Here is a 19,383-nt window from a genome sequence, read left to right as displayed (position 1 = left end):
CTCGTCAGGAGGTCCCATGACGACGACGGCAGGATCACGACAGGCCCTGGGTGCCTACGGCGAGGCGCTCGCCGAGCGTCACCTCGTGGCGCAGGGGATGACGGTGCTCGCACGCAACTGGCGCTGCCCGGCGGGAGAGATCGACCTCGTCCTGCGCGACGGCGACGTCCTGGTGGTCTGCGAGGTCAAGACCCGCAGCAGCCTGGGCCGTGGCACGCCGCACGAGGCGGTCACCGACGCCAAGCTCGACCGGTTGCTGCGCCTCGGCGAGGCGTGGCGGGTGGAGCAGGGGTTGGGGCGCGTCGAGCTCCGCATCGACCTGGTGGCGGTGCTGCGGCCCCGCCAGGGCGCCTCGACCATCGACCACGTGCGGGGGCTGGTCTGATGAGCACGGCGACCGCGCGGTCGGTGTCCCTGCACGGCGCCCTGGGGCACCTCATCGACGTCCAGACCGACGTGTCACCCGGCCAGGTGGGGCTCACGCTCGTCGGCCGACCCGACGCCTCGCTCAACGAGTCGCGCGACCGCTGCCGCATGGCCGTCATCAACGGCGGCTTCGAGTGGCCCTCCACCAAGCGCATCACGATCCTGCTGTCCCCGGCCGACCTGCTCAAGCGCGGCACCCACTTCGACCTGGCCATCGCCGTGTCGGTGCTCGCCGCCGACGGCACGGTGCCGAAGGCCGCGCTCGACGGGGTCGTGCTCATCGGCGAGCTCACCCTCGACGGCAACCTGCGCGGCGTGCACGGGGTCCTCCCGATGGTGCTGGCGGCCGCGGCACGGGGCGTGCGCCGGGTCTTCGTGCCCGAGCCGCAGGCGCACGAGGCCGCGATGGTGCCCGACATGGAGGTCCTCGGGGTGCGGTCGCTGGGTCAGGTGGTCGCCGAGCTCCGCGGCGACGAGGTGCCCTGGGCGCCGCCGGTGGCCTCGGCGAGCGGGAGCCGTCTCCTCGCCTGGCGCGGCGACGAGCGCCGCGAGGAGGGCGACTTCGCCGATCTGCTGGGTCTCGAGGACACCCGCTTCGCCGTCGAGGTCGCCGCCGCGGGCGGTCACCACCTGATGCTGGAGGGGCCCAAGGGCGCCGGCAAGACCAGCATCGCCGAGCGGATACCGACCATCCTCCCCGACCTCACCGGCTCGGAGTCCCTGGAGCTCACCGCGATCCACTCCCTGGCCGGGGTGCTGGAGCCAGGCGCGGGCATGGTGGTCCGGCCTCCGTTCAGCGCCCCCCACCACGACGCCAGCAAGGCCAGCCTCATCGGTGGCGGCAGCGGCGCGGTCCGGCCCGGCGAGCTGAGCCGGACCCACCTCGGAGTCCTGTTCCTCGACGAGTTCCCGCTCTTCCACAGCGACGTCATCGACGCGCTGCGCCAGCCGCTCGAGAGCGGCGACGTCACCGTGGCGCGCCGCGAGGAGTCGGTCACGCTGCCGGCCCGGGCCATGGTGGTGCTCGCCTGCAACCCCTGCCCCTGCGGCGAGTACGCCCCGCGGTCGGGCGCGATGAGCTGCGGGTGCACCGAGCGCAAGCGTCGCGACTACCGCGCCCGCATCACCGGTCCCATCGCCGACCGCATCGACGTCGTGCGATACGTCGAGCCCCTGGCCCCGCACGACCAGCGCGACGTCTTCAGCCGCGCCGAGCCCTCCGAGGTGGTGCGGCGCCGGGTGTCCCTGGCCCGTCGCCGTCAGGCCGACCGCTACGCCGGGTGCAGCTGGCGGCTCAACGCCCACACCCCGGGCCCGCAGCTGCGCGACCGGTGGCGGCTGGACGCCGACGCCCAGCGGATGGTCGACGAGCAGGTCTACGCCGGCCAGCTGACCGGCCGCGGTGCCGTGAGGGTCAACCGCCTCGCCTGGACCGTCCTCGACCTCCTGCCCGACGAGCGGGCCCGACCGGGGCTCGACGAGGTCGAGGTGGCGCTGCGGCTGCGTCGGGGCGAGCCGCTGCTGTCCTCGACGCTGCGGCGCGCCGGATGAGCCGGCGACCCACCGGGTCGGCGCCACGGGTCGGGCTCGACGACCGGCTGGCCCGCGTCGCGCTGAGCAGGCTCGCCGAGCCGGGCGACCTGCGGATGAACACCCTGGTCACCGATCTCGGACCCGTCGCCGTCCACGAGCACCTCACCTCCCAGCGCGACCTGCACGGCCTGCTCGACGACGTCGGGCAGCGGCTGGAGGCCCTCGATCCCGAGCGTGAGCTCGTGCAGGCCGAGGAGCGGGGGATCCGGTTCGTCGTGCCGGGCGACCCCGAGTGGCCCGCGGGCCTCGACGACCTGCGGTCGGCCGACCCGCTCCACGACCGCGGCGGCGTGCCGATCGGCCTGTGGGTGCGCGGGCCCCTGCGTCTCGACGAGCTCGCCGGGGGAGTGGCGGTGGTCGGCTCGCGCTCGTCGACGACCTACGGCGAGAGCGTCGCGCGTGACATCGCCGCCCGGGTGTCGCTCACCGGGCTCACCGCGGTCTCGGGGGCGGCCTTCGGCATCGACCAGGCGGCCCACCGCGGGGCGCTCGCCTCGGGTGCGCCGACCGCGGCGGTCCTCGCGTGCGGCGCCGACCGGAGCTACCCCGCCGCCCACTCGACCCTGCTGGACCACATCGCCACGGTGGGTTCGGTGGTCTCGGAGACGGCACCGGGACTGCCGCCCACCCGCATCCGCTTCCTCAGCCGCAACCGGCTCATCGCGGCGCTGACCTGCGGCACCGTCGTCGTCGAGGCGGCCGCCCGCAGCGGCGCTCTCAACACCGCCAACTGGGCCGGTCGGCTCCACCGGGTCGTGATGGGGGTGCCGGGGCCCGTGACCAGCGCGCCGTCGCAGGGCGTCCACCAGCTCCTGCGCTCCGGTGCCGCGGCGCTGGTGACGGGCGGGGCCGACGTCCTCGAGCTGGTGGGAGCCAGCGGTGAGCACCTGGTCGAGGAGCCCCGCGGTCCGGAGCGCAGCCGCGACCGCCTCAGCCGGCGCGACCAGCAGGTCCTCGACGGTGTGCCGGTCGCGCGCGCCGCGCCCGCCGACTCCGTGGCCCGGGCCGCGGGGCTCGGGCTCCTCGAGGTGCAGTCGGCCCTGAGCCGCCTGCACCGTGCGGGGCTCGTGGAGCACGGTGAGGAGGGCTGGCGGCTCGCCGCACTGGCTCACGACTGAGCAGGCCGGCCCGGCCTAGCATCGCCTGATGAGCACCCCGGCGCCGGACGACAGGGCAGCCGCCGTCGCCGCGTCCTCGGGCACGGGTGGGCCGGCGGACGACGGGCGGTCGGCCGAGCCCACCGAGCCCACCGAGCCCACCGACACGCTGCCGCCGGAGATGACGCGCGTCCTGGCCGACTACGAGCGGCACCTCGCCGTCGAGCGCGACCTGAGCCCCCACAGCGTCCGTGCCTATCTCGCCGACGTCGCCGGCCTCCTCGAGCACGCCCGTCGCCTCGGCCACACCGACGTCGGCACCCTCGACCTCCGCACGCTGCGCAGCTGGCTGGCCAAGCAGCAGACGATGGGACTCTCCCGCACGACCCTCGCCCGCCGGGCGACCGCTGCGCGCGTGCTCACCGCCTGGCTCGCCCGCACCGGGCGGGCCCCCCAGGACGTCGGCGCCAGCCTCGCCAGCCCCCGGGCCCACCGGACCCTGCCCCCGGTGCTGCGCGCCGACGAGGCGGCCGACCTGATCCGGGCCGCGAGCGAGCTGGCCGACGACGGCAGCCCCGTGGGCCTGCGCGACGTCGCGATGCTCGAGCTGCTCTACGCCACGGGCGTCCGGGTCGGCGAGCTGGTCGGCCTCGACGTCGACGACGTCGACCGCGAGCGCAACGTCGTGCGGGTGCTCGGCAAGGGCCGCAAGGAGCGCACGGTCCCCTTCGGCCGGCCCGCCGCCCGCGCGGTCGACTTCTGGGTCCGGCACGGGCGACCGGCTCTCGTGCGCGCCGGGTCGGGCCCTGCGCTGTTCGTCGGCGTCAGGGGTGGTCGCATCGACCAGCGCGCCGTGCGGACCCTCGTGCACCGACGCATCGCGGACGTGCCCGGAGCCCCCGACATCGGACCCCACGGTCTGCGTCACACCGCGGCGACCCACCTGCTCGAGGGTGGCGCCGACCTGCGCTCGGTGCAGGAGCTGCTGGGCCACGCCTCCCTGGCCACGACGCAGCTCTACACGCATGTCACGACCGACCGCCTGCGCCGGGCCTACCAGCAGGCCCACCCCCGCGCCTAGGCTCACCGGGTGGCGCCTGCGCCGTGAGCCACCCGGGCCGTGAGCACCGCTGCCCGCGCCGCGGCACGGGTCGTCGAGCCGTCCGGGGCCGACAGCACCGGTCGTGCGTCAGCCCCTCGGCTCCTCGGCCCCCCGGTCCACCAGCCCCAGCCACGGAGCCCACGGGACCCAGGCCACCCACGCGGCCCGGGGGAGCGGGGGCGCCCACGGCACCGGCGACGTCGCCGCCGGACCGCTCGGGCGCGGCCCGACCGCTCCCGCCGCCCCGCCCGACCCCAGGGGGAGGAGGCGCACGGGCCCGGCCCCCACCAGGCGCAGGGGGTCGAGGTAGGTGTCGGGATCCGCGATCCACCCCCAGTGCAGGCAGGAGCGGGGCGCGCAGTGCGAGCCGCCGACCTGCAGGGCCCCGATCTCCTCGCCGCCGGAGACGGTGGAGCCCACTGCGGCGGTCCCGGCCACCGGCTCGTAGGTGGTGCGGGTGGCGCCGTGGTCGACCACGACCACGCCGCGGCCCGCGATGGTGCCGGAGAAGGAGACCGTGCCCGGCAGCGCCGCCCTCACCGCCTGGCCCGGCCGGCCGAGCAGGTCGACCCCTCGGTGGCCCGGCGCCCACGGTGAGGCCGGCGCGTCGAAGCGCGCCGTCACCTCCGGAGGCGGGAGCAGGGGCCAGGTGCCCACCGGGTCCTCCCCGGCGCTGGCCGGCGCGACGACGCCGAGCAGCGACGCCAGCGTGAGTCCCGCGCCCGCCAGGAGCCGCCTCCGTGCCCGAGCGGACCTCGGCGGGCCGGCCGAGCCGGTCCCGACGGTCCGGGGCGTCACGGCACGGACGGGGAGGGTCGGCGGGTGACGGCGCATGACCCCAGGCTCGAGGACCGTCGGGTGGACCGGGGAGGAGCGGGCGCACGGTGTGGAGGGGGCGCGGCGTCGCGCCGCCTGGGGGCGACTCGTGGGTCGTCGGATTGGGCTGCTGCGGCGGCCAGCGCGTAGGCTGGAGACTGCGATCAGTGCGGCATGTCCGCAGTGGTCGACTTCGCACGTCGGCAGACCGCGTCGACCGCCCTCACCGGGGTGGTCGGTCTCCCGTGGGCGACGACCCTCGGTCCTGTGGCTCCCACTGCGCAGGTCGGGTCGCGTGCCGGCGTCAGGGCTCCCAGCACCCGCTGGGGGCGAACAACCGAGAACACGACCGGCCTCGAGCGCCGGTGCGTCCTCCCCGCCCCCGGGCGGAGGGCAAGGACGCACGCACGGGCTCGCGGCCACACAGGAGAAACAACACCATGGCAGTCGTCACCATGCGCCAGCTCCTCGAGAGCGGCGTCCACTTCGGGCACCAGACCCGTCGCTGGAACCCCAAGATGAAGCGCTTCATCATGACCGAGCGCAACGGCATCTACATCATCGACCTGCAGCAGTCGCTGGCCTACATCGACCGCTCCTACGCCTTCATCAAGGAGACCGTCTCGAAGGGCGGCACCGTGATGTTCGTGGGCACCAAGAAGCAGGCCCAGGAGGCGATCGCCGAGCAGGCGACCCGCGTCGGGATGCCCTACGTCAACCAGCGGTGGCTGGGCGGCATGCTCACCAACTTCCAGACGGTGCACCAGCGGATCAACCGTCTCAAGGAGCTCGACGAGCTCGACTTCGACAACGTCGCGGGCTCCGGTCGCACCAAGAAGGAGCTCCTGCAGATGAAGCGGGAGCGCGACAAGCTCGAGAAGACCCTGGGCGGCATCCGCGAGATGGGTCGCACCCCGTCGGCCGTGTGGATCGTCGACACCAAGAAGGAGCACCTCGCCGTCGAGGAGGCCCGCAAGCTCCGGATCCCGATCATCGGCATCCTGGACACCAACTGCGACCCCGACGAGGTCGACTTCCCGATCCCGGGCAACGACGACGCCATCCGCGCCGTCGGTCTGCTGACCCGCGTGGTCGCCGACGCCGTGGCCGAGGGCCTCATCGCCCGCTCCGGCGCCAAGACCGGGGCCGAGAGCGCCACCGCCGAGGAGCCGCTGGCCGAGTGGGAGCGCGAGCTCCTGGCCGGCGACGCCGAGAAGGCCGCCGAGACCGCCACCGCCTCCGACGCCACCGCGGAGGCCCCGGCCTCCGAGGCGACCGGTGCCTCCTCCGAGGGCGCCGAGTCCGCCGAGGTCGCCGCGTCGGCCGAGCCGGCCGCCGAGGCCCCCGCCGAGACCGAGACCGCCGAGGCCCCCGCGGCCGACGAGGCCAAGGCCTGATCCTGCTCCAGCCGTGACCACCGTCCGCGAGCGACGCTCGCGGACGGTGGCACGCCCGGACACCTCCCACTCACACAGAACCGAGGGACGAAGCACATGGCGAACATCTCCGCCGCGGACGTCAAGAAGCTCCGCGAGACCAGCGGCGCCGGCATGATGGACTGCAAGAAGGCGCTGACCGAGGCCGAGGGCGACTTCGACAAGGCCGTCGAGATCCTGCGCATCAAGGGTGGCAAGAAGATGGCCGAGCGCGCCGCCGAGCGCGAGGCCACCGCCGGCCTGGTCGCCACCTCCGGTGGTGCCCTCGTCGAGCTGCGCTGCGAGACCGACTTCGTCGCCAAGGGCGACGCCTTCGTCTCCGCCGCCCAGCGCATCGCCGACGCCGCCGACCAGGCCAAGGCCGTCGACGCCGAGGCGCTCAAGGCCGTCCCGCTCGACGGCAAGACCGTCGGCGAGGTCGTGGACGACCTGGCCGTGTCCATCGGCGAGAAGATCGAGCTGGGTCGTGTGGCCTACTTCGAGGGCCCCGTCGTGGTCTACATGCACAAGCGTGCCGCCGACCTCCCGCCGGCCGTGGGCGTCCTCGTCGAGTACGACGGCGACGAGACCGCCGCCAAGGGTGCGGCCATGCAGGTCGCCGCCATGCGCCCGCAGTACCTCACCCGCGACGAGGTCCCCGCCGACGTCGTCGCCAAGGAGCGCGAGATCGCCGAGGCGACCTCGCGCGAGGAGGGCAAGCCGGAGCAGGCCATCGCCAAGATCACCGAGGGTCGCCTCAACGGCTTCTTCAAGGACGTCGTGCTGCTCGAGCAGCCCTCGGTCACCGAGAACAAGAAGTCGGTCAAGACCGTCCTGGACGAGGCCGGCACCACGCTGAAGCGCTTCGCCCGCTTCGAGGTCGGGGCCTGATCGCCACGACCCGTTCCGGCGTCATCCACTAGGTTGGCGCCACACGCTCGACGAGGAGGCCGGCCGACGATGACTCAGACCCTGATCATCGTCGCCGGCCTCCTCGCTGTGCACCCCCCGACCCGCTCTCGAAGGGACCGTCCGTGACCGGATACAAGCGTGTGCTCCTCAAGCTCTCCGGAGAGGTGTTCGGCGGCGGCAACGTCGGCATCGACCCCGACGTGGTGCAGGGCATCGCCAAGGAGATCGCCGCCGTGGCCGAGGCGGGCGTACAGATCGCCGTCGTCACCGGCGGCGGCAACTTCTTCCGCGGCGCCGAGCTCCAGCAGCGGGGCATGGACCGCGTGCGGGCCGACTACATGGGCATGCTCGGGATCGTCATGAACTGCCTGGCGCTGCAGGACTTCCTGGAGAAGATGGGCGTCGAGACCCGGGTGCAGACCGCCATCACGATGGGGCAGGTCGCCGAGCCCTACGTGCCGCGCCGCGCGATCCGCCACATGGAGAAGGGCCGCGTCGTCATCTTCGGCGCCGGCATGGGCATGCCCTTCTTCTCCACCGACACCGTGGCTGTGCAGCGCGCGCTGGAGAGCCGCTGCGACGTGGTGCTGGTGGCCAAGAGCGGGGTCGACGGCGTCTACTCCGCCGACCCCCACCTCGACCCCACCGCGACCAAGTACGACGAGCTGACCTACGACGAGGCCATCTCCCAGGGCCTGCGGATCATGGACCAGACGGCGTTCGCCCTGTGCGGGGAGAACAAGCTGCCCATGATCGTCTTCGGCATGGAGCCCGAGGGCAACATCCTGCGCGTCGTGCAGGGTGAGAAGATCGGCACGCGGGTGAGCGCGGGCTGAGCGCCCGCCCCGCCCGCAGCAGTCCGCGACGACACAAGGAGCCCCTTCGGTGATCAACGACATCCTCAACGAGGCCGACAGCAAGATGAGCAAGTCGGTGGAGTCGACGCGCGAGGAGTTCGCCGCGATCCGCGCCGGCCGGGCCCACCCCAGCATGTTCAACAAGATCGTGGTCGACTACTACGGCTCGCCGACCCCGCTGCAGCAGCTGGCCAGCTTCACCGCCCCCGAGGCGCGGGTCATCCTGATCCAGCCCTACGACATGGGTGCGATGAGCAACGTCGAGCGCGCGATCCGCGACTCCGACCTGGGCGTCAACCCCTCCAACGACGGCAAGGTGCTGCGCTGCGTGTTCCCCGAGCTCACCGAGGAGCGGCGCAAGGAGTACATCAAGGTCGCGCGCGGCAAGGCCGAGGACGGCCGGGTCGCGGTGCGCAACCTGCGTCGCACCGCGAAGCAGAACCTCGAGAAGCTCGAGAAGGACGGCGAGGTCGGCAAGGACGACGTCACCGGGGCCGAGAAGCGTCTCGACGGCACCACCAAGAAGCACACCGACGCGATCGACGAGATGCTCAAGAACAAGGAAGCGGAGCTGCTGGAGGTCTGAGACCTCCCACCACCGACTCGATGACAGACACCTCCCCGGACACCACCCCCGGCGCGACCCCACCGGTCAAGGACCACGGTCGCGCCGGGCGTGACCTGCCTGCCGCGTTCGCCTCGGCCTTCGTCCTGCTCGCGGCGATCGCTGCGTCGCTGCTGTTCTACAAGGCGGCCTTCATGGTCATCGTGGTCGCCGCCGTCGTGGTGGCGATCTGGGAGCTGCACCGCGGCTTCGGCGCCAAGGGCATCGACCTGCCCGAGCAGCCGCTCATGGTGGGTGGCGCCGCGATGGTGGCCGTCGCCTACTTCTTCGGCGCCTCCGCGCTGGTCACCGCCACTGCGGTCGCTGCACTGGTGATCATGCTGTGGCTGCTGCGCCGGGGCATCGACGGCTACGTCATGAACGCCACGGCGTCGGTCTTCACCCTCGTCTACGTGCCGTTCCTCGGCTCGTTCGTCGCGCTGCTGCTGGCCGAGGGCGGCTCGAGCGGCGCCGGCCTCGACAACGACGGCGTGCTGGCGGTCATCGTCTTCATCCTGGTCACCATCGCCTCCGACACCGGTGGCTACGTCGGCGGCGTGCTCTTCGGGCGCCACCCGATGGCGCCGGTCATCTCCCCGAAGAAGTCCTGGGAGGGCTTCGCGGGGTCGGCGGTCGCCACCGTCGCCGGCGGCACGGCCCTCGTGGTGTGGCTGCTCGACGGCGACTGGTGGGTCGGCGTGGCCCTCGGCCTGATCACCGTCGTGATGGCCACCCTCGGTGACCTGTGCGAGTCGGTCATCAAGCGCGACCTCGGCATCAAGGACATGAGCCAGGTCATCCCGGGCCACGGCGGCCTCATGGACCGTCTCGACTCCCTGCTCGCCACGGCCGCGCCGATCTGGCTGCTGCTGCACTACGCCGTCTTCTGAGCCGGCTCCTGCTGCGCTCGTCCACCTCGTGGGCGCCGCGCGCCCGGTGCTCGGGCCGGGTCGGCTGACGCCGCGAGCGGCGTGGTCCGGCTCGCCCGCGCCAGGGACGACCGGGACCGCCCGGCCGCCGATCTCTGTCGAGGTGGGAGCGCTCGACGGGCCGTGCCGGTGCCCGCGGGCGCGGTGAGCGGCCGTCGCGGGCCGGCAGGTGAGATATTGCCTCCCATGGACACGACCCCCGACCGGCCGGTCACCACCACGCCGGACCCGTCGCACGAGCCCGCGACCGCGGAGGTCGTCCCGTCCGAGCCGGCCGGGAGCGGCCGGGCCGACGAGACCGGCCGGGCCGACGAGGCCGCCCAGGAGGACGAGGGCGCCGACGGGGGCCCGAGCTGGTGGCACCGCGACCATCCGACCTTCACCGCGCTGTCCGGCTTCTTCGCCGGGCTGCTCTTCCTCATCCTGGTGCCGGGCGTCTACGGCGCGGTGCTCAACGCGGTGGTCGCCTACGACACCGCGGAGCGGCTCTTCCCCTACGTGCTCGTGGCGCTGCTGGTGCCCGCGGTGCTGCTCGTCGTGCCGCGCACCCGGCGGTTCGGCTGCTACATGACGCTCGGCATGGTCTCGACGGCCGTCGTCGTGCTGGGCGTCGGCGGCCTCGTGCTCTGGATCCTGGTGGCGCGCGGCTGACCGGGCTGGCCGGGCTGACCGTGCGGTCGGCTCAGCCGGGTGGTGCGGCGTCGGGGTCCTCGTCGACCACCCAGTGCAGGGTGCGCTGCACCGCGCGGTCCCAGGCCGCCCGCTCCCGGCGGCGCACGACGGGGCTCATCGACGGCTCCCACAGCGCCGCGCGGCGCCACGTGCCGCGCAGGACGTCGAGGTCGGGCCAGAAGCCGACGGCCAGGCCGGCGGCGTAGGCCGCCCCGAGCGAGACGGACTCGGCCACCAGCGGCCGCTCGACCGGCACGTCGAGCACGTCGGCGACCGTCTGCATCAGCAGGTGGTTGGCGGTCATGCCGCCGTCGACCCGCAGCCGTGACAGGGTCAGCGAGGTGTCGAGGTCGACGGCCTCCACCACCTCGCAGGTCTGCCAGGCGGTGGCCTCGAGCACGGCCCGCGCGAGGTGACCGCGGGTGACGTAGGACGTGAGGCCCACGACGACGCCGCGCGCGTCGGCCTGCCAGCGGGGGGCGAAGAGGCCGGCGAAGGCCGGCACGATGTAGCACCCGCCGTTGTCCTCCACGCGACGTGCGAGGGTCTCGATCTCGGGGGCCGAGGAGATCATCTCCAGCGAGTCGCGGAACCACTGCACGAGCGCCCCGGCCACGGCGATCGACCCCTCGGTGGCGTAGACGGGCCTCTCGCCCTCGAGGGCGTAGGCGACCGTCGAGAGCAGGCCGTGCGTGGAGGGCCTCACGCTGGCGCCGGTGTTCATCAGCAGGAAGGCGCCGGTGCCGTAGGTGCACTTGGCCTCGCCCTCGTCGAAGCAGGTCTGCCCGAAGAGCGCGGCCTGCTGGTCGCCGAAGGCGCCGCCGATGAGGACACCCGGCAGCCCGACCGTGCAGGTGCCGTAGACCTGGGCGTTGGGGCGGATCTCGGGCAGCATCGCCGCCGGCACGTCGAGGGCGTCGAGCAGGCGCTGGTCCCACTGCAGGGTGTGGATGTCCATCAGCATGGTGCGGCTGGCGTTGGTGACGTCGGTGACGTGGACGCCGCCGTCAGGGCCGCCGGTGAGGTTCCAGATCAGCCAGGACTCCATGGTGCCGAAGGCGACCTCGCCGAGCCGGGCCCGGCGCTGCAGGCCCGGCACGTGGTCGAGCAGCCACCGCAGCCGGGGCGCGGCGAAGTAGCCGGCCGGCGTCAGCCCGCAGACCTCCTCGAAGAGCGGCGCGGCGGCGCTGCGGCCGAGCTCGGCGACCAGGTCGGCGGTGCGGGTGTCCTGCCAGGTGATGGCGGGTGCGACCGGTCGCCCGGTGGCGCGGTCCCAGACCACCGTGGTCTCGCGCTGGTTGGCGATGCCCACCGCGGCCACGTCGGAGGGCTGTAGCCCCGCGAGCGCCAGGGCCTCGGGCAGCACCCGCAGCGTGTTGGCCCAGATCTCGGCGGCGTCGTGCTCGGCCCAGCCGGGCCGGGGGTAGTGCTGGTGGTGCTCGTGCTGCGCCACCGAGACCATCCGACCCGCGTGGTCGAAGAGCAGGCACCGCGTGGAGGTGGTGCCCTGGTCGATCGAGGCGACGTACGACGCGCTCACAGCCGCTCCTGCAGGGTCGAGGAGACGGCGTGGGCGGCGGCGACGACCTGCGTGACCAGGTCGTCGCGGGGCTCGCCGGACGGCCCGAGGACGCGGTCGCGCGGTCCGCTGACGCCCAGCGCGCCCACCCCCACCCCGAGCCTGTGCCCCAGGTGGCGGCGCAGGGGAGCCGCGAGGGTGGCGACACCGGGGCGCAGCGTGCTGTCGACGCAGGCCCATCCCTGGCGGCGGGCCAGCTGCACCGCACGGGCGAGCGAGACCCGGGGGGTCGGGCCGCCCGCCTCGCGGGCCGCCGAGGCGCTCACCGCGGGGGAGAAGGCGAGCAGCACGAGGCCGAGGGCGCTGGTGGCCAGCGGCTGCAGCTCGCCGACGCGCAGGCGCTGGGGCGAGCCGTCGGGGCGGAAGACGTGGTGCACGAGCTCGACGGTGCGCCCGGTCAGCACGCCCAGCTCGACCTCCATGCCAGTGCGGGCCGCGAGCCCGTCGGCCCAGTTGACGGCGCGCGAGCGCAGCAGGTGGGGATCGAGCCCCTCGCCCAGGGTGGCCAGGCCCGAGCCCAGGGCGTAGCGGCCGGTGTCGGGCTCCTGGGTCACGAAGCCGACCTCGCACAGGGTGCGCACGATGCCATGCACGGTGGGCTTGGGCAGGTCGAGCAGCCGGGAGAGCTCTCCGAGCGCCACCGGCTCGTGCACCGCGCCGAGCACGTGGAGCACGGCCGCGGCCCGCTCGATGGACTGGATGGTGGCCACCGGCCGATCCTAGGCGTTCGACATCGACGAACGCACGTTCGGTCATGCCGAACGACGGGCCTCGCCTGTGACGCGCGTCTCGTGTTGGCTGTGACCGGCGCCACCCCCGAGTCCCGGAGGAGCACGGCGCGTCCGGGAGGAGAGACAGTTGCGGTCCACGAAGAACCCCCTGGTCGGCGAGCTCTGTGCGGAGTTCGCCGGCACGATGATCCTGATCCTATTCGGCACGGGCGTGGTCGCCCAGGTGTCGACCAGCGCCGACGGCAGCCTCGGCGACCACGACTCGATCGCCTGGGCCTGGGGCCTCGGCGTCACGCTGGGCGTCTACGTCGCCGCCCGCCTGTCGGGCGCCCACCTCAACCCCGCGGTCACCATCGCGCTCGCGGCCTTCAAGGGCTTCTCCTGGCGCAAGGTGCTGCCCTACTCCCTCGCCCAGCTCCTCGGCGCCTTCGTCGCGGCACTCATCGTGCGCGCCACCTACGCCGACCTCATCGCGACCGTCGACCCCGACCACACCATCAAGACCCAGGGCATCTTCTCCACGCTGCCCGGCAACGGCGGCGCGGGCGTCAGCATCCCCACGGCCTTCCTCGACCAGGTCGTCGGCACCGCGATCCTCGTCTTCGTGATCTTCGCCCTCACCACGGCGTGGAACAACCCGCCCCTGGCCAACCTCGGCCCGGTCGTGGTCGGCCTGCTCGTGGTGGCCATCGGCATGGCCTTCGGCGCCAACGCCGGCTACGCCATCAACCCCGCCCGCGACCTCGGGCCGCGCCTGGCCTCGCTCATGACCGGCTACGGCGGGGCGCTCAACGACCAGAACGGCGACCTGTACTTCTGGTTGCCGATCATCGCCCCGATCATCGGCGGCCTCATCGGCGGCGCGCTCTTCAAGCTGCTCATCGAGAACCACCTCACCGAGGACCCCGCCGACGGCGCCCAGGACGAGGCGGTCAGCGAGCCCCGGCCCAACCAGTGACCGGACCCGTCACCAGCACCAGCCCCAGCACCAGTCCCACCACCAGCACCAGCAGCACCCACCCACACCAGGAGGCACGCATGGCCGAGTACGTCGGAGCCGTCGACCAGGGCACCACCAGCACCCGCTTCATGATCTTCGACCACGGCGGCAACGAGGTGGCCCGCCACCAGCTCGAGCACGAGCAGATCCTGCCGCAGGCCGGCTGGGTGGAGCACGACCCGGTGGAGATCTGGGAGCGCACCCGCTCGGTCATCGAGACCGGGCTCGGCAAGGCCAAGCTCACCGCCGAGGACCTCTGCGCGCTCGGCATCACCAACCAGCGCGAGACCACCGTGGTGTGGAACCGCAAGACCGGGCGGCCCTACTACAACGCCATCGTGTGGCAGGACACCCGCACCGACCGGATCGCCAGCAAGCTCGAGCGCGACGGCCACGGCGACCTGATCCGGGAGCGGGCGGGCCTGCCGCCCGCGACGTACTTCTCCGGCGGCAAGATCCAGTGGATCCTGGAGAACGTCGACGGGGTCCGCGAGGCCGCGGAGGCCGGCGACGCGATCTTCGGCAACACCGACTCCTGGCTGATCTGGAACCTCACCGGCGGCACCGACGGCGGCGTGCACGTCACCGAGCCGACCAACGCCAGCCGCACCATGCTGATGGACCTCGAGACCCTGCAGTGGGACGACGAGCTGCTGGCCCTCTTCGACATCCCGCGCCAGATGCTGCCCGAGATCCGCTCCTCCTCCGAGCCGGGCGGCTACGGCACCACCCGGGCCAACGGCCCGCTGCGCGGCGAGGTGCCCCTCACCGGCATCCTCGGCGACCAGCAGGCCGCCACGGTCGGCCAGGTCTGCTTCGCCCCCGGCGAGGCCAAGAACACCTACGGCACCGGCAACTTCATGTTGCTCAACACCGGCACCGAGCTGGTGCGGTCGAAGTCGGGCCTGCTCACCACGGTCTGCTACAAGTTCGGCGACCAGGACACCGTCTACGCCCTCGAGGGCTCCATCGCGGTGACCGGCTCGGCGGTGCAGTGGCTGCGCGACCAGCTCGGGATCATCTCCGGCGCCGCGCAGAGCGAGTCGCTGGCCCGCCAGGTCGACGACAACGGCGGGGTCTACTTCGTGCCGGCCTTCTCGGGCCTCTTCGCGCCCTACTGGCGCTCCGACGCCCGCGGCGCCATCGTCGGGCTCTCGCGCTTCAACACCAACGCCCACCTGGCGCGCGCCACGCTGGAGTCGATCTGCTACCAGTCGCGTGACGTCGCCGAGGCCATGGAGAAGGACTCCGGCGTGACCCTGGAGGTGCTCAAGGTCGACGGCGGCGTGACCGCCAACGAGCTGTGCATGCAGATCCAGGCCGACGTGCTCGGCGTCGAGGTCAGCCGACCCGTCGTGGCCGAGACCACGGCGCTCGGCGCGGCCTACGCCGCCGGTCTGGCCGTCGGGTTCTGGAACAACACCGACGAGCTGCGCGAGAACTGGAACGAGGCGAGGAGATGGTCGCCACAGTGGGATGAGGAGCGTCGCCAGGCGGGTTACACCCAGTGGAAGAAGGCGGTCGAGCGCACGCTGGACTGGGTCGACGTGGAGTGACGCCGACCCCGGCCCGGCCGGTCGCCGCCTGACCGGCCGGCCCGGGCCCTCTCCATCACCGGCACCACGCAGGCCAGGCACCACCGGCACCCACCCGTCGTACCGCACCCGCCCCACCGTCGAGAGGACACCCTGATGAGGTCCGTCGCCCTGTCACCCGAGCTGCGCGAGCAGTCCCTGGAGGCCATGGCCTCCGAGGAGCTGGACATCCTGGTCATCGGCGGTGGGGTGGTCGGCGCGGGCAGCGCGCTCGACGCCGCCACCCGCGGGCTGAAGGTCGGGCTGGTCGAGGCCCGCGACTTCGCCTCCGGCACCTCGAGCCGCTCCAGCAAGCTGGTCCACGGCGGCCTGCGCTACCTCGAGATGCTCGACTTCCGTCTCGTCGCCGAGGCGCTCAAGGAGCGCGGCCTGCTGCTGCAGGAGCTCGCCCCGCACCTCGTGCACCCCGTGGCCTTCCTCTACCCGCTCCAGCACCGCGGCTGGGAGCGGCTCTACGCCGGCTCCGGCGTCGCGCTCTACGACGCCATGAGCCGCATCTCCGGGCGGGCGGGCGTGCCGCTGCACCAGCACCTCACCCGACGTGGCGCCCGCAAGCTGGTGCCGTCGCTGCGCAAGGACGCCCTGGTCGGCGCGCTGAAGTACTACGACGCCCAGGTCGACGACGCCCGCCACACCATGTTCATCGCCCGCACCGCGGCGGCCTACGGCGCCCACGTGGCCTCCCGAGCCCGCGTCGTGGAGCTGCTGCGCGAGGGGGAGCGGGTCACCGGCGCCGTGGTGCGCGACCTCGAGAACGACCGCACCGTCACGATCCGCGCCAAGCAGGTCGTCAACGCCACCGGTGTGTGGACCGACGAGACCCAGTCGCTGGGCGGCCAGCGCGGCCAGTTCCACGTGCGCGCCAGCAAGGGCATCCACCTCGTCGTGCCCAAGGACCGCATCCGCTCCGAGGTCGGGATGATCCTGCGCACCGAGAAGTCGGTGCTCTTCGTCATCCCGTGGGGCCGGCACTGGATCATCGGCACCACCGACACCGACTGGGCCCTCGACAAGGCCCACCCCGCGGCCAGCGAGGCCGACATCGACTACCTGCTCGAGCACGTCAACGCCGTGCTGGAGACCCCGCTGACCCGCTCCGACGTCGAGGGCGTCTACGCCGGGCTGCGCCCGCTGCTGGAGGGGGAGTCGGAGGCGACCTCCAAGCTCTCCCGCGAGCACGCCGTCGGCCACCCGGCCCCCGGCCTGGTCGTGGTCGCGGGCGGCAAGTACACGACGTACCGGATCATGGCCCAGGACGCCGTCGACGAGGCCGTCTTCGGGCTGTCCTCGCAGTTCGACCGCGTGGTGGGGAAGTCGGTCACCGACAAGATCCCGCTGCTGGGCGCGGAGGGCTACCACGCGCTGCTCAACTCCCGCCACGTGCTGGCCCAGCGCTCGGGTCTGCACGAGGTCTGGATCGAGCACCTGCTCAAGCGCTACGGCTCGCTGGTCCACGAGCTGCTCGACCTGGTCGCGGCCGACCCGGGCCTCGGCGAGCCGCTGGCCGCGGCGCCCGACTACCTGCGCGTGGAGGCGGTCTACGCCGCCAGCCACGAGGGCGCCCGCCACCTCGACGACGTGCTCACCCGCCGCATCCGGCTCTCGATCGAGACCTTCGACCGTGGCGTCGGGGCGGCCGAGGAGGTCGCCGACCTCGTCGGCGGCGTGCTCGGGTGGAGCGAGGAGCAGCGCTCCCTGGAGATCGAGCACTACCGCAAGCGGGTCGAGGCCGAGCGCGAGAGCCAGCAGATGCCCGACGACGCCACCGCCGACGCCGCCCGCCTCGGCGCGCCCGACGTGGTGCCGCTGAGCTGACCTGCCGGCCCGGCCGCCGTCCGCGGACTCGCCGCGGGCGGGGCCGGGGTGGGAGAATCGGTGCCCTGATGTCCCAGAACCCTGACCCGACCCCCGCCACCGCACCGTCCGCCGGCACCACCGGGGCCCCTGCGGCCCCCGGTGCCTCCGCCGGCGCCGTCGCGGCCGGCGCTCCCGAGGGTGCCCTCACCCTGCCGCTGGTCTTCGAGGAGCCGCGGGGGCGCAAGAAGCCGCCGCGCCACCTCGCCGACCTGACCTCCGCGGAGCGCAAGACGCTGCTGGAGGACAACGGGCTGCCCGGCTTCCGGGCCAAGCAGCTCTCGACGCACTACTTCGCGCGCCTGGCCGACGACCCCGAGCAGATGACCGACCTGCCGGCCGCCCAGCGCGCCGAGCTCGTCTCCACGCTGCTGCCGAGCCTCATGACGCCGCTGCGCACGATGGAGGCCGACAAGGGCACCACGCGCAAGACGCTGTGGAAGCTCTTCGACGGCGCCCTCGTCGAGTCGGTGCTCATGCGCTACCCCGACCGCGCCACGGTGTGCGTCTCGAGCCAGGCCGGCTGCGGCATGGCCTGCCCCTTCTGCGCGACCGGGCAGGGCGGCCTGCAGCGCAACATGAGCACCGCCGAGATCGTCGAGCAGGTCGTCGCGGGAGCGCGCTCGATGGCCCGCGGCGAGGTGCCCGGCGGCCCCGGCCGCGTCTCCAACGTGGTCTTCATGGGCATGGGCGAGCCGCTGGCCAACTACAAGGCCGTCATCGGCGCCGTGCGGCGCCTCACCGACCCCGCGCCCGACGGCCTCGGCATGTCGGCGCGCGGCGTGACGGTCTCCACCGTCGGCCTGGTGCCCCGCATCCGCCAGCTCACCACCGAGGGCATCCCGGTGACCCTCGCGCTGAGCCTGCACGCCCCCGACGACGAGCTGCGCAACGAGCTGGTGCCGATCAACACCCGCTACTCGGTCGCCGAGACCGTCGAGGCGGCGTGGGACTACGCCCGCCAGACCAAGCGCCGCGTCTCCATCGAGTACGCCATGATGCGCGGCATCAACGACCAGGCCTGGCGCGCCGACCTGCTCGGCGACGTGCTCGGCTCCTACGGCGACTGGGGCTGGGTGCACGTCAACCTCATCCCGCTCAACCCCACGCCGGGATCGAAGTGGACCGCCTCCGACCCCGCCGACGAGCGGGAGTTCGTGCGTCGCCTCGAGGCCAAGGGCATCCCGACCACGGTGCGCGACACCCGCGGCCGCGAGATCGATGGCGCCTGCGGTCAGCTGGCCGCCGCCGAGTGACCTCCCGAGGGCCGGGAGCAGCATGACGCTGACGCACGAGGACGTGGCCGCGGCCGCGGCGGCGTGGGTGTGGGTGCCCGACAACGCCCGGCGCATCCGGGGCGAGGGATGGCAGCTCGTGCGCTTCCCCGACTGGTTCGAGCACCCCCTGGAGCTGGTGTCGCTGGACCCGGACCGGGACGTCGCGGCGCTCGTCGACGACGCGCTCGTCGCGGCGCGGGCCGAGGCGGTGCCCGGTGTCGTCGAGCAGGTGGTCTGCTGGGCCAGGCTCGGCGCGGCCGACGCCGTGGCCGACGTTCTGCTCGCACGCGGCGGTGTGCTCGACGAGACCCTCGACGTCATGGCCCTCGACCTCGCCGGTCCGCCCCCCGGCCTGGGCCAGCCCCCGTCGGCGGAGGTCGAGCTCCGCTGGACCGTCGACGTCGCCACCGCCCGGGACTCCTTCGCCGTCGGCGCCAAGGTCTTCGGCGGCAGCACCCCCTCGCTGCCCGAGGTCGAGGCCTACGTCGCGCGCGCGGGCGACGACCTGGCCGCCGGTGCCGGCGGCGCTGTCGTCGCCTACCTCGGCGACCGACCGGTCGCCAGCGCCGGCCTCACCGTCGTCGACGGCGTGGCCCGCCTCTGGGGCGGCGCCGTCGTCGCCTCGGAGCGCGGCCGTGGGCTCTACCGCACCCTCCTCGCCGAGCGACTCGTCTACGCGCTGGCCCACGACGCCCGCATGGCCCTGGTCAAGGGACGCGTCGAGACCTCCGGCCCGATCCTGCGGCGCGTCGGCTTCGTGCCCCACGGCCAGGAGCGCTCCTACGCCGTGCCCCTGACGGCACCGCCGGGGCCGTCGGGCGCCGCGGGTGCGCCGGGAGCGCGCGCGTAGGAGACCGACGGGCACGCACGGTTCACGTGCCGGTCACCCCGTCGGCCCGGGCCGTTGCCCGGCGCTCCCTAGCG

At 73.5% G+C, this 19,383-nt stretch carries 18 protein-coding genes; 15 read left to right on the top strand and 3 right to left on the bottom strand.

The features are described from left to right. Positions 1–16 precede the first annotated feature (16 nt). The 4 genes from M3673_RS02935 to M3673_RS02920 all read left to right on the top strand — a co-directional run bounded on the left by M3673_RS02935 (position 17) and on the right by M3673_RS02920 (position 4,197). Entirely contained in the window at positions 17–385 is a 369-nt protein-coding gene (locus M3673_RS02935; RefSeq protein WP_193664983.1) for a YraN family protein, read from the top strand. Further along, entirely contained in the window at positions 385–1,977 is a 1,593-nt protein-coding gene (locus tag M3673_RS02930) for a YifB family Mg chelatase-like AAA ATPase (RefSeq protein ID WP_193664982.1), read from the top strand. Before M3673_RS02935 ends, M3673_RS02930 begins: the two co-directional genes overlap by 1 nt. Next, positions 1,974–3,137, top strand: a complete 1,164-nt coding sequence (dprA, locus tag M3673_RS02925; RefSeq protein WP_251531374.1) for a DNA-processing protein DprA — start codon at positions 1,974–1,976, stop codon at positions 3,135–3,137. Before M3673_RS02930 ends, dprA begins: the two co-directional genes overlap by 4 nt. Before the next feature lie 160 nt (positions 3,138–3,297). Further along, a complete protein-coding gene (locus M3673_RS02920) occupies positions 3,298–4,197 on the top strand; it encodes a tyrosine recombinase XerC (protein ID WP_193665230.1) in 900 nt (299 codons plus the stop codon). Positions 4,198–4,305: 108 nt separating this feature from the next. Here M3673_RS02920 and M3673_RS02915 read toward each other — a convergent pair whose 3' ends face one another. Beyond that, positions 4,306–4,875, bottom strand: coding sequence for a M23 family metallopeptidase (locus tag M3673_RS02915; protein WP_251531372.1), 570 nt, complete (start codon positions 4,873–4,875; stop codon positions 4,306–4,308). Between the two features lie 599 nt (positions 4,876–5,474). On the opposite strand from M3673_RS02915, the gene rpsB reads away from it, so the two are divergent. From rpsB to M3673_RS02885, 6 genes are all read left to right on the top strand, one after another. Beyond that, the gene (gene rpsB / locus M3673_RS02910) at positions 5,475–6,431 is read left to right on the top strand and encodes a 30S ribosomal protein S2 (protein WP_251531371.1); all 957 of its coding nucleotides are present in this window, start codon (positions 5,475–5,477) and stop codon (positions 6,429–6,431) included. 96 nt (positions 6,432–6,527) lie between these two features. Next, complete coding sequence (tsf, locus tag M3673_RS02905) at positions 6,528–7,340, top strand: translation elongation factor Ts (RefSeq protein ID WP_193664976.1); 813 nt, start codon at positions 6,528–6,530, stop codon at positions 7,338–7,340. Between the two features lie 143 nt (positions 7,341–7,483). Continuing rightward, positions 7,484–8,197, top strand: coding sequence for a UMP kinase (pyrH, locus tag M3673_RS02900; protein WP_056862385.1), 714 nt, complete (start codon positions 7,484–7,486; stop codon positions 8,195–8,197). Between the two features lie 52 nt (positions 8,198–8,249). Then, positions 8,250–8,804, top strand: a complete 555-nt coding sequence (gene frr, locus M3673_RS02895; RefSeq protein WP_251532767.1) for a ribosome recycling factor — start codon at positions 8,250–8,252, stop codon at positions 8,802–8,804. 20 nt (positions 8,805–8,824) lie between these two features. Further along, positions 8,825–9,712 (top strand): phosphatidate cytidylyltransferase, encoded by an 888-nt coding sequence (locus M3673_RS02890; RefSeq protein WP_193664974.1) that lies wholly within the window; start codon positions 8,825–8,827, stop codon positions 9,710–9,712. 225 nt (positions 9,713–9,937) lie between these two features. After that, positions 9,938–10,402, top strand: coding sequence for a hypothetical protein (locus M3673_RS02885; protein ID WP_251531369.1), 465 nt, complete (start codon positions 9,938–9,940; stop codon positions 10,400–10,402). A 31-nt stretch (positions 10,403–10,433) separates the two neighbouring features. Here the strand turns inward: M3673_RS02885 and glpK (M3673_RS02880) are convergent, their stop codons facing one another. Next, positions 10,434–11,963, bottom strand: a complete 1,530-nt coding sequence (gene glpK / locus M3673_RS02880; RefSeq protein WP_251531367.1) for a glycerol kinase GlpK — start codon at positions 11,961–11,963, stop codon at positions 10,434–10,436. Then, positions 11,960–12,712 carry an IclR family transcriptional regulator gene (locus M3673_RS19530; protein ID WP_251531365.1) on the bottom strand — a complete coding sequence of 251 codons (753 nt, stop codon included), beginning with the start codon at positions 12,710–12,712 and terminating at the stop codon, positions 11,960–11,962. The genes glpK (M3673_RS02880) and M3673_RS19530 overlap by 4 nt, the downstream gene beginning before the upstream one ends. Positions 12,713–12,860: 148 nt before the next feature. On the opposite strand from M3673_RS19530, the gene M3673_RS02870 reads away from it, so the two are divergent. The 5 genes from M3673_RS02870 to M3673_RS02850 all read left to right on the top strand — a co-directional run bounded on the left by M3673_RS02870 (position 12,861) and on the right by M3673_RS02850 (position 19,309). Further along, on the top strand, positions 12,861–13,691 hold the full coding sequence (locus M3673_RS02870) for an MIP/aquaporin family protein (RefSeq protein ID WP_227489291.1): 831 nt from the start codon (positions 12,861–12,863) through the stop codon (positions 13,689–13,691). 80 nt (positions 13,692–13,771) lie between these two features. Beyond that, positions 13,772–15,289: a glycerol kinase GlpK gene (gene glpK / locus M3673_RS02865; protein WP_193664968.1), complete on the top strand. Its 1,518-nt coding sequence runs from the start codon at positions 13,772–13,774 to the stop codon at positions 15,287–15,289. Positions 15,290–15,424: 135 nt separating this feature from the next. Beyond that, complete coding sequence (locus M3673_RS02860; RefSeq protein ID WP_056904596.1) at positions 15,425–17,143, top strand: glycerol-3-phosphate dehydrogenase/oxidase; 1,719 nt, start codon at positions 15,425–15,427, stop codon at positions 17,141–17,143. 68 nt (positions 17,144–17,211) lie between these two features. Then, positions 17,212–18,438 carry a 23S rRNA (adenine(2503)-C(2))-methyltransferase RlmN gene (gene rlmN, locus M3673_RS02855; protein ID WP_251531363.1) on the top strand — a complete coding sequence of 409 codons (1,227 nt, stop codon included), beginning with the start codon at positions 17,212–17,214 and terminating at the stop codon, positions 18,436–18,438. Positions 18,439–18,460: 22 nt separating this feature from the next. After that, positions 18,461–19,309 (top strand): hypothetical protein, encoded by an 849-nt coding sequence (locus M3673_RS02850; protein WP_251531361.1) that lies wholly within the window; start codon positions 18,461–18,463, stop codon positions 19,307–19,309. Positions 19,310–19,383: the final 74 nt, after the last annotated feature.

It is taken from the genome of Nocardioides sp. P86, assembly GCF_023712465.1.
Taxonomy (GTDB): domain Bacteria; phylum Actinomycetota; class Actinomycetes; order Propionibacteriales; family Nocardioidaceae; genus Nocardioides; species Nocardioides kribbensis.
The sequence above is the reverse complement of the archived record's forward strand: the minus strand, read 5'-3'. Positions and strand labels throughout refer to the sequence as shown.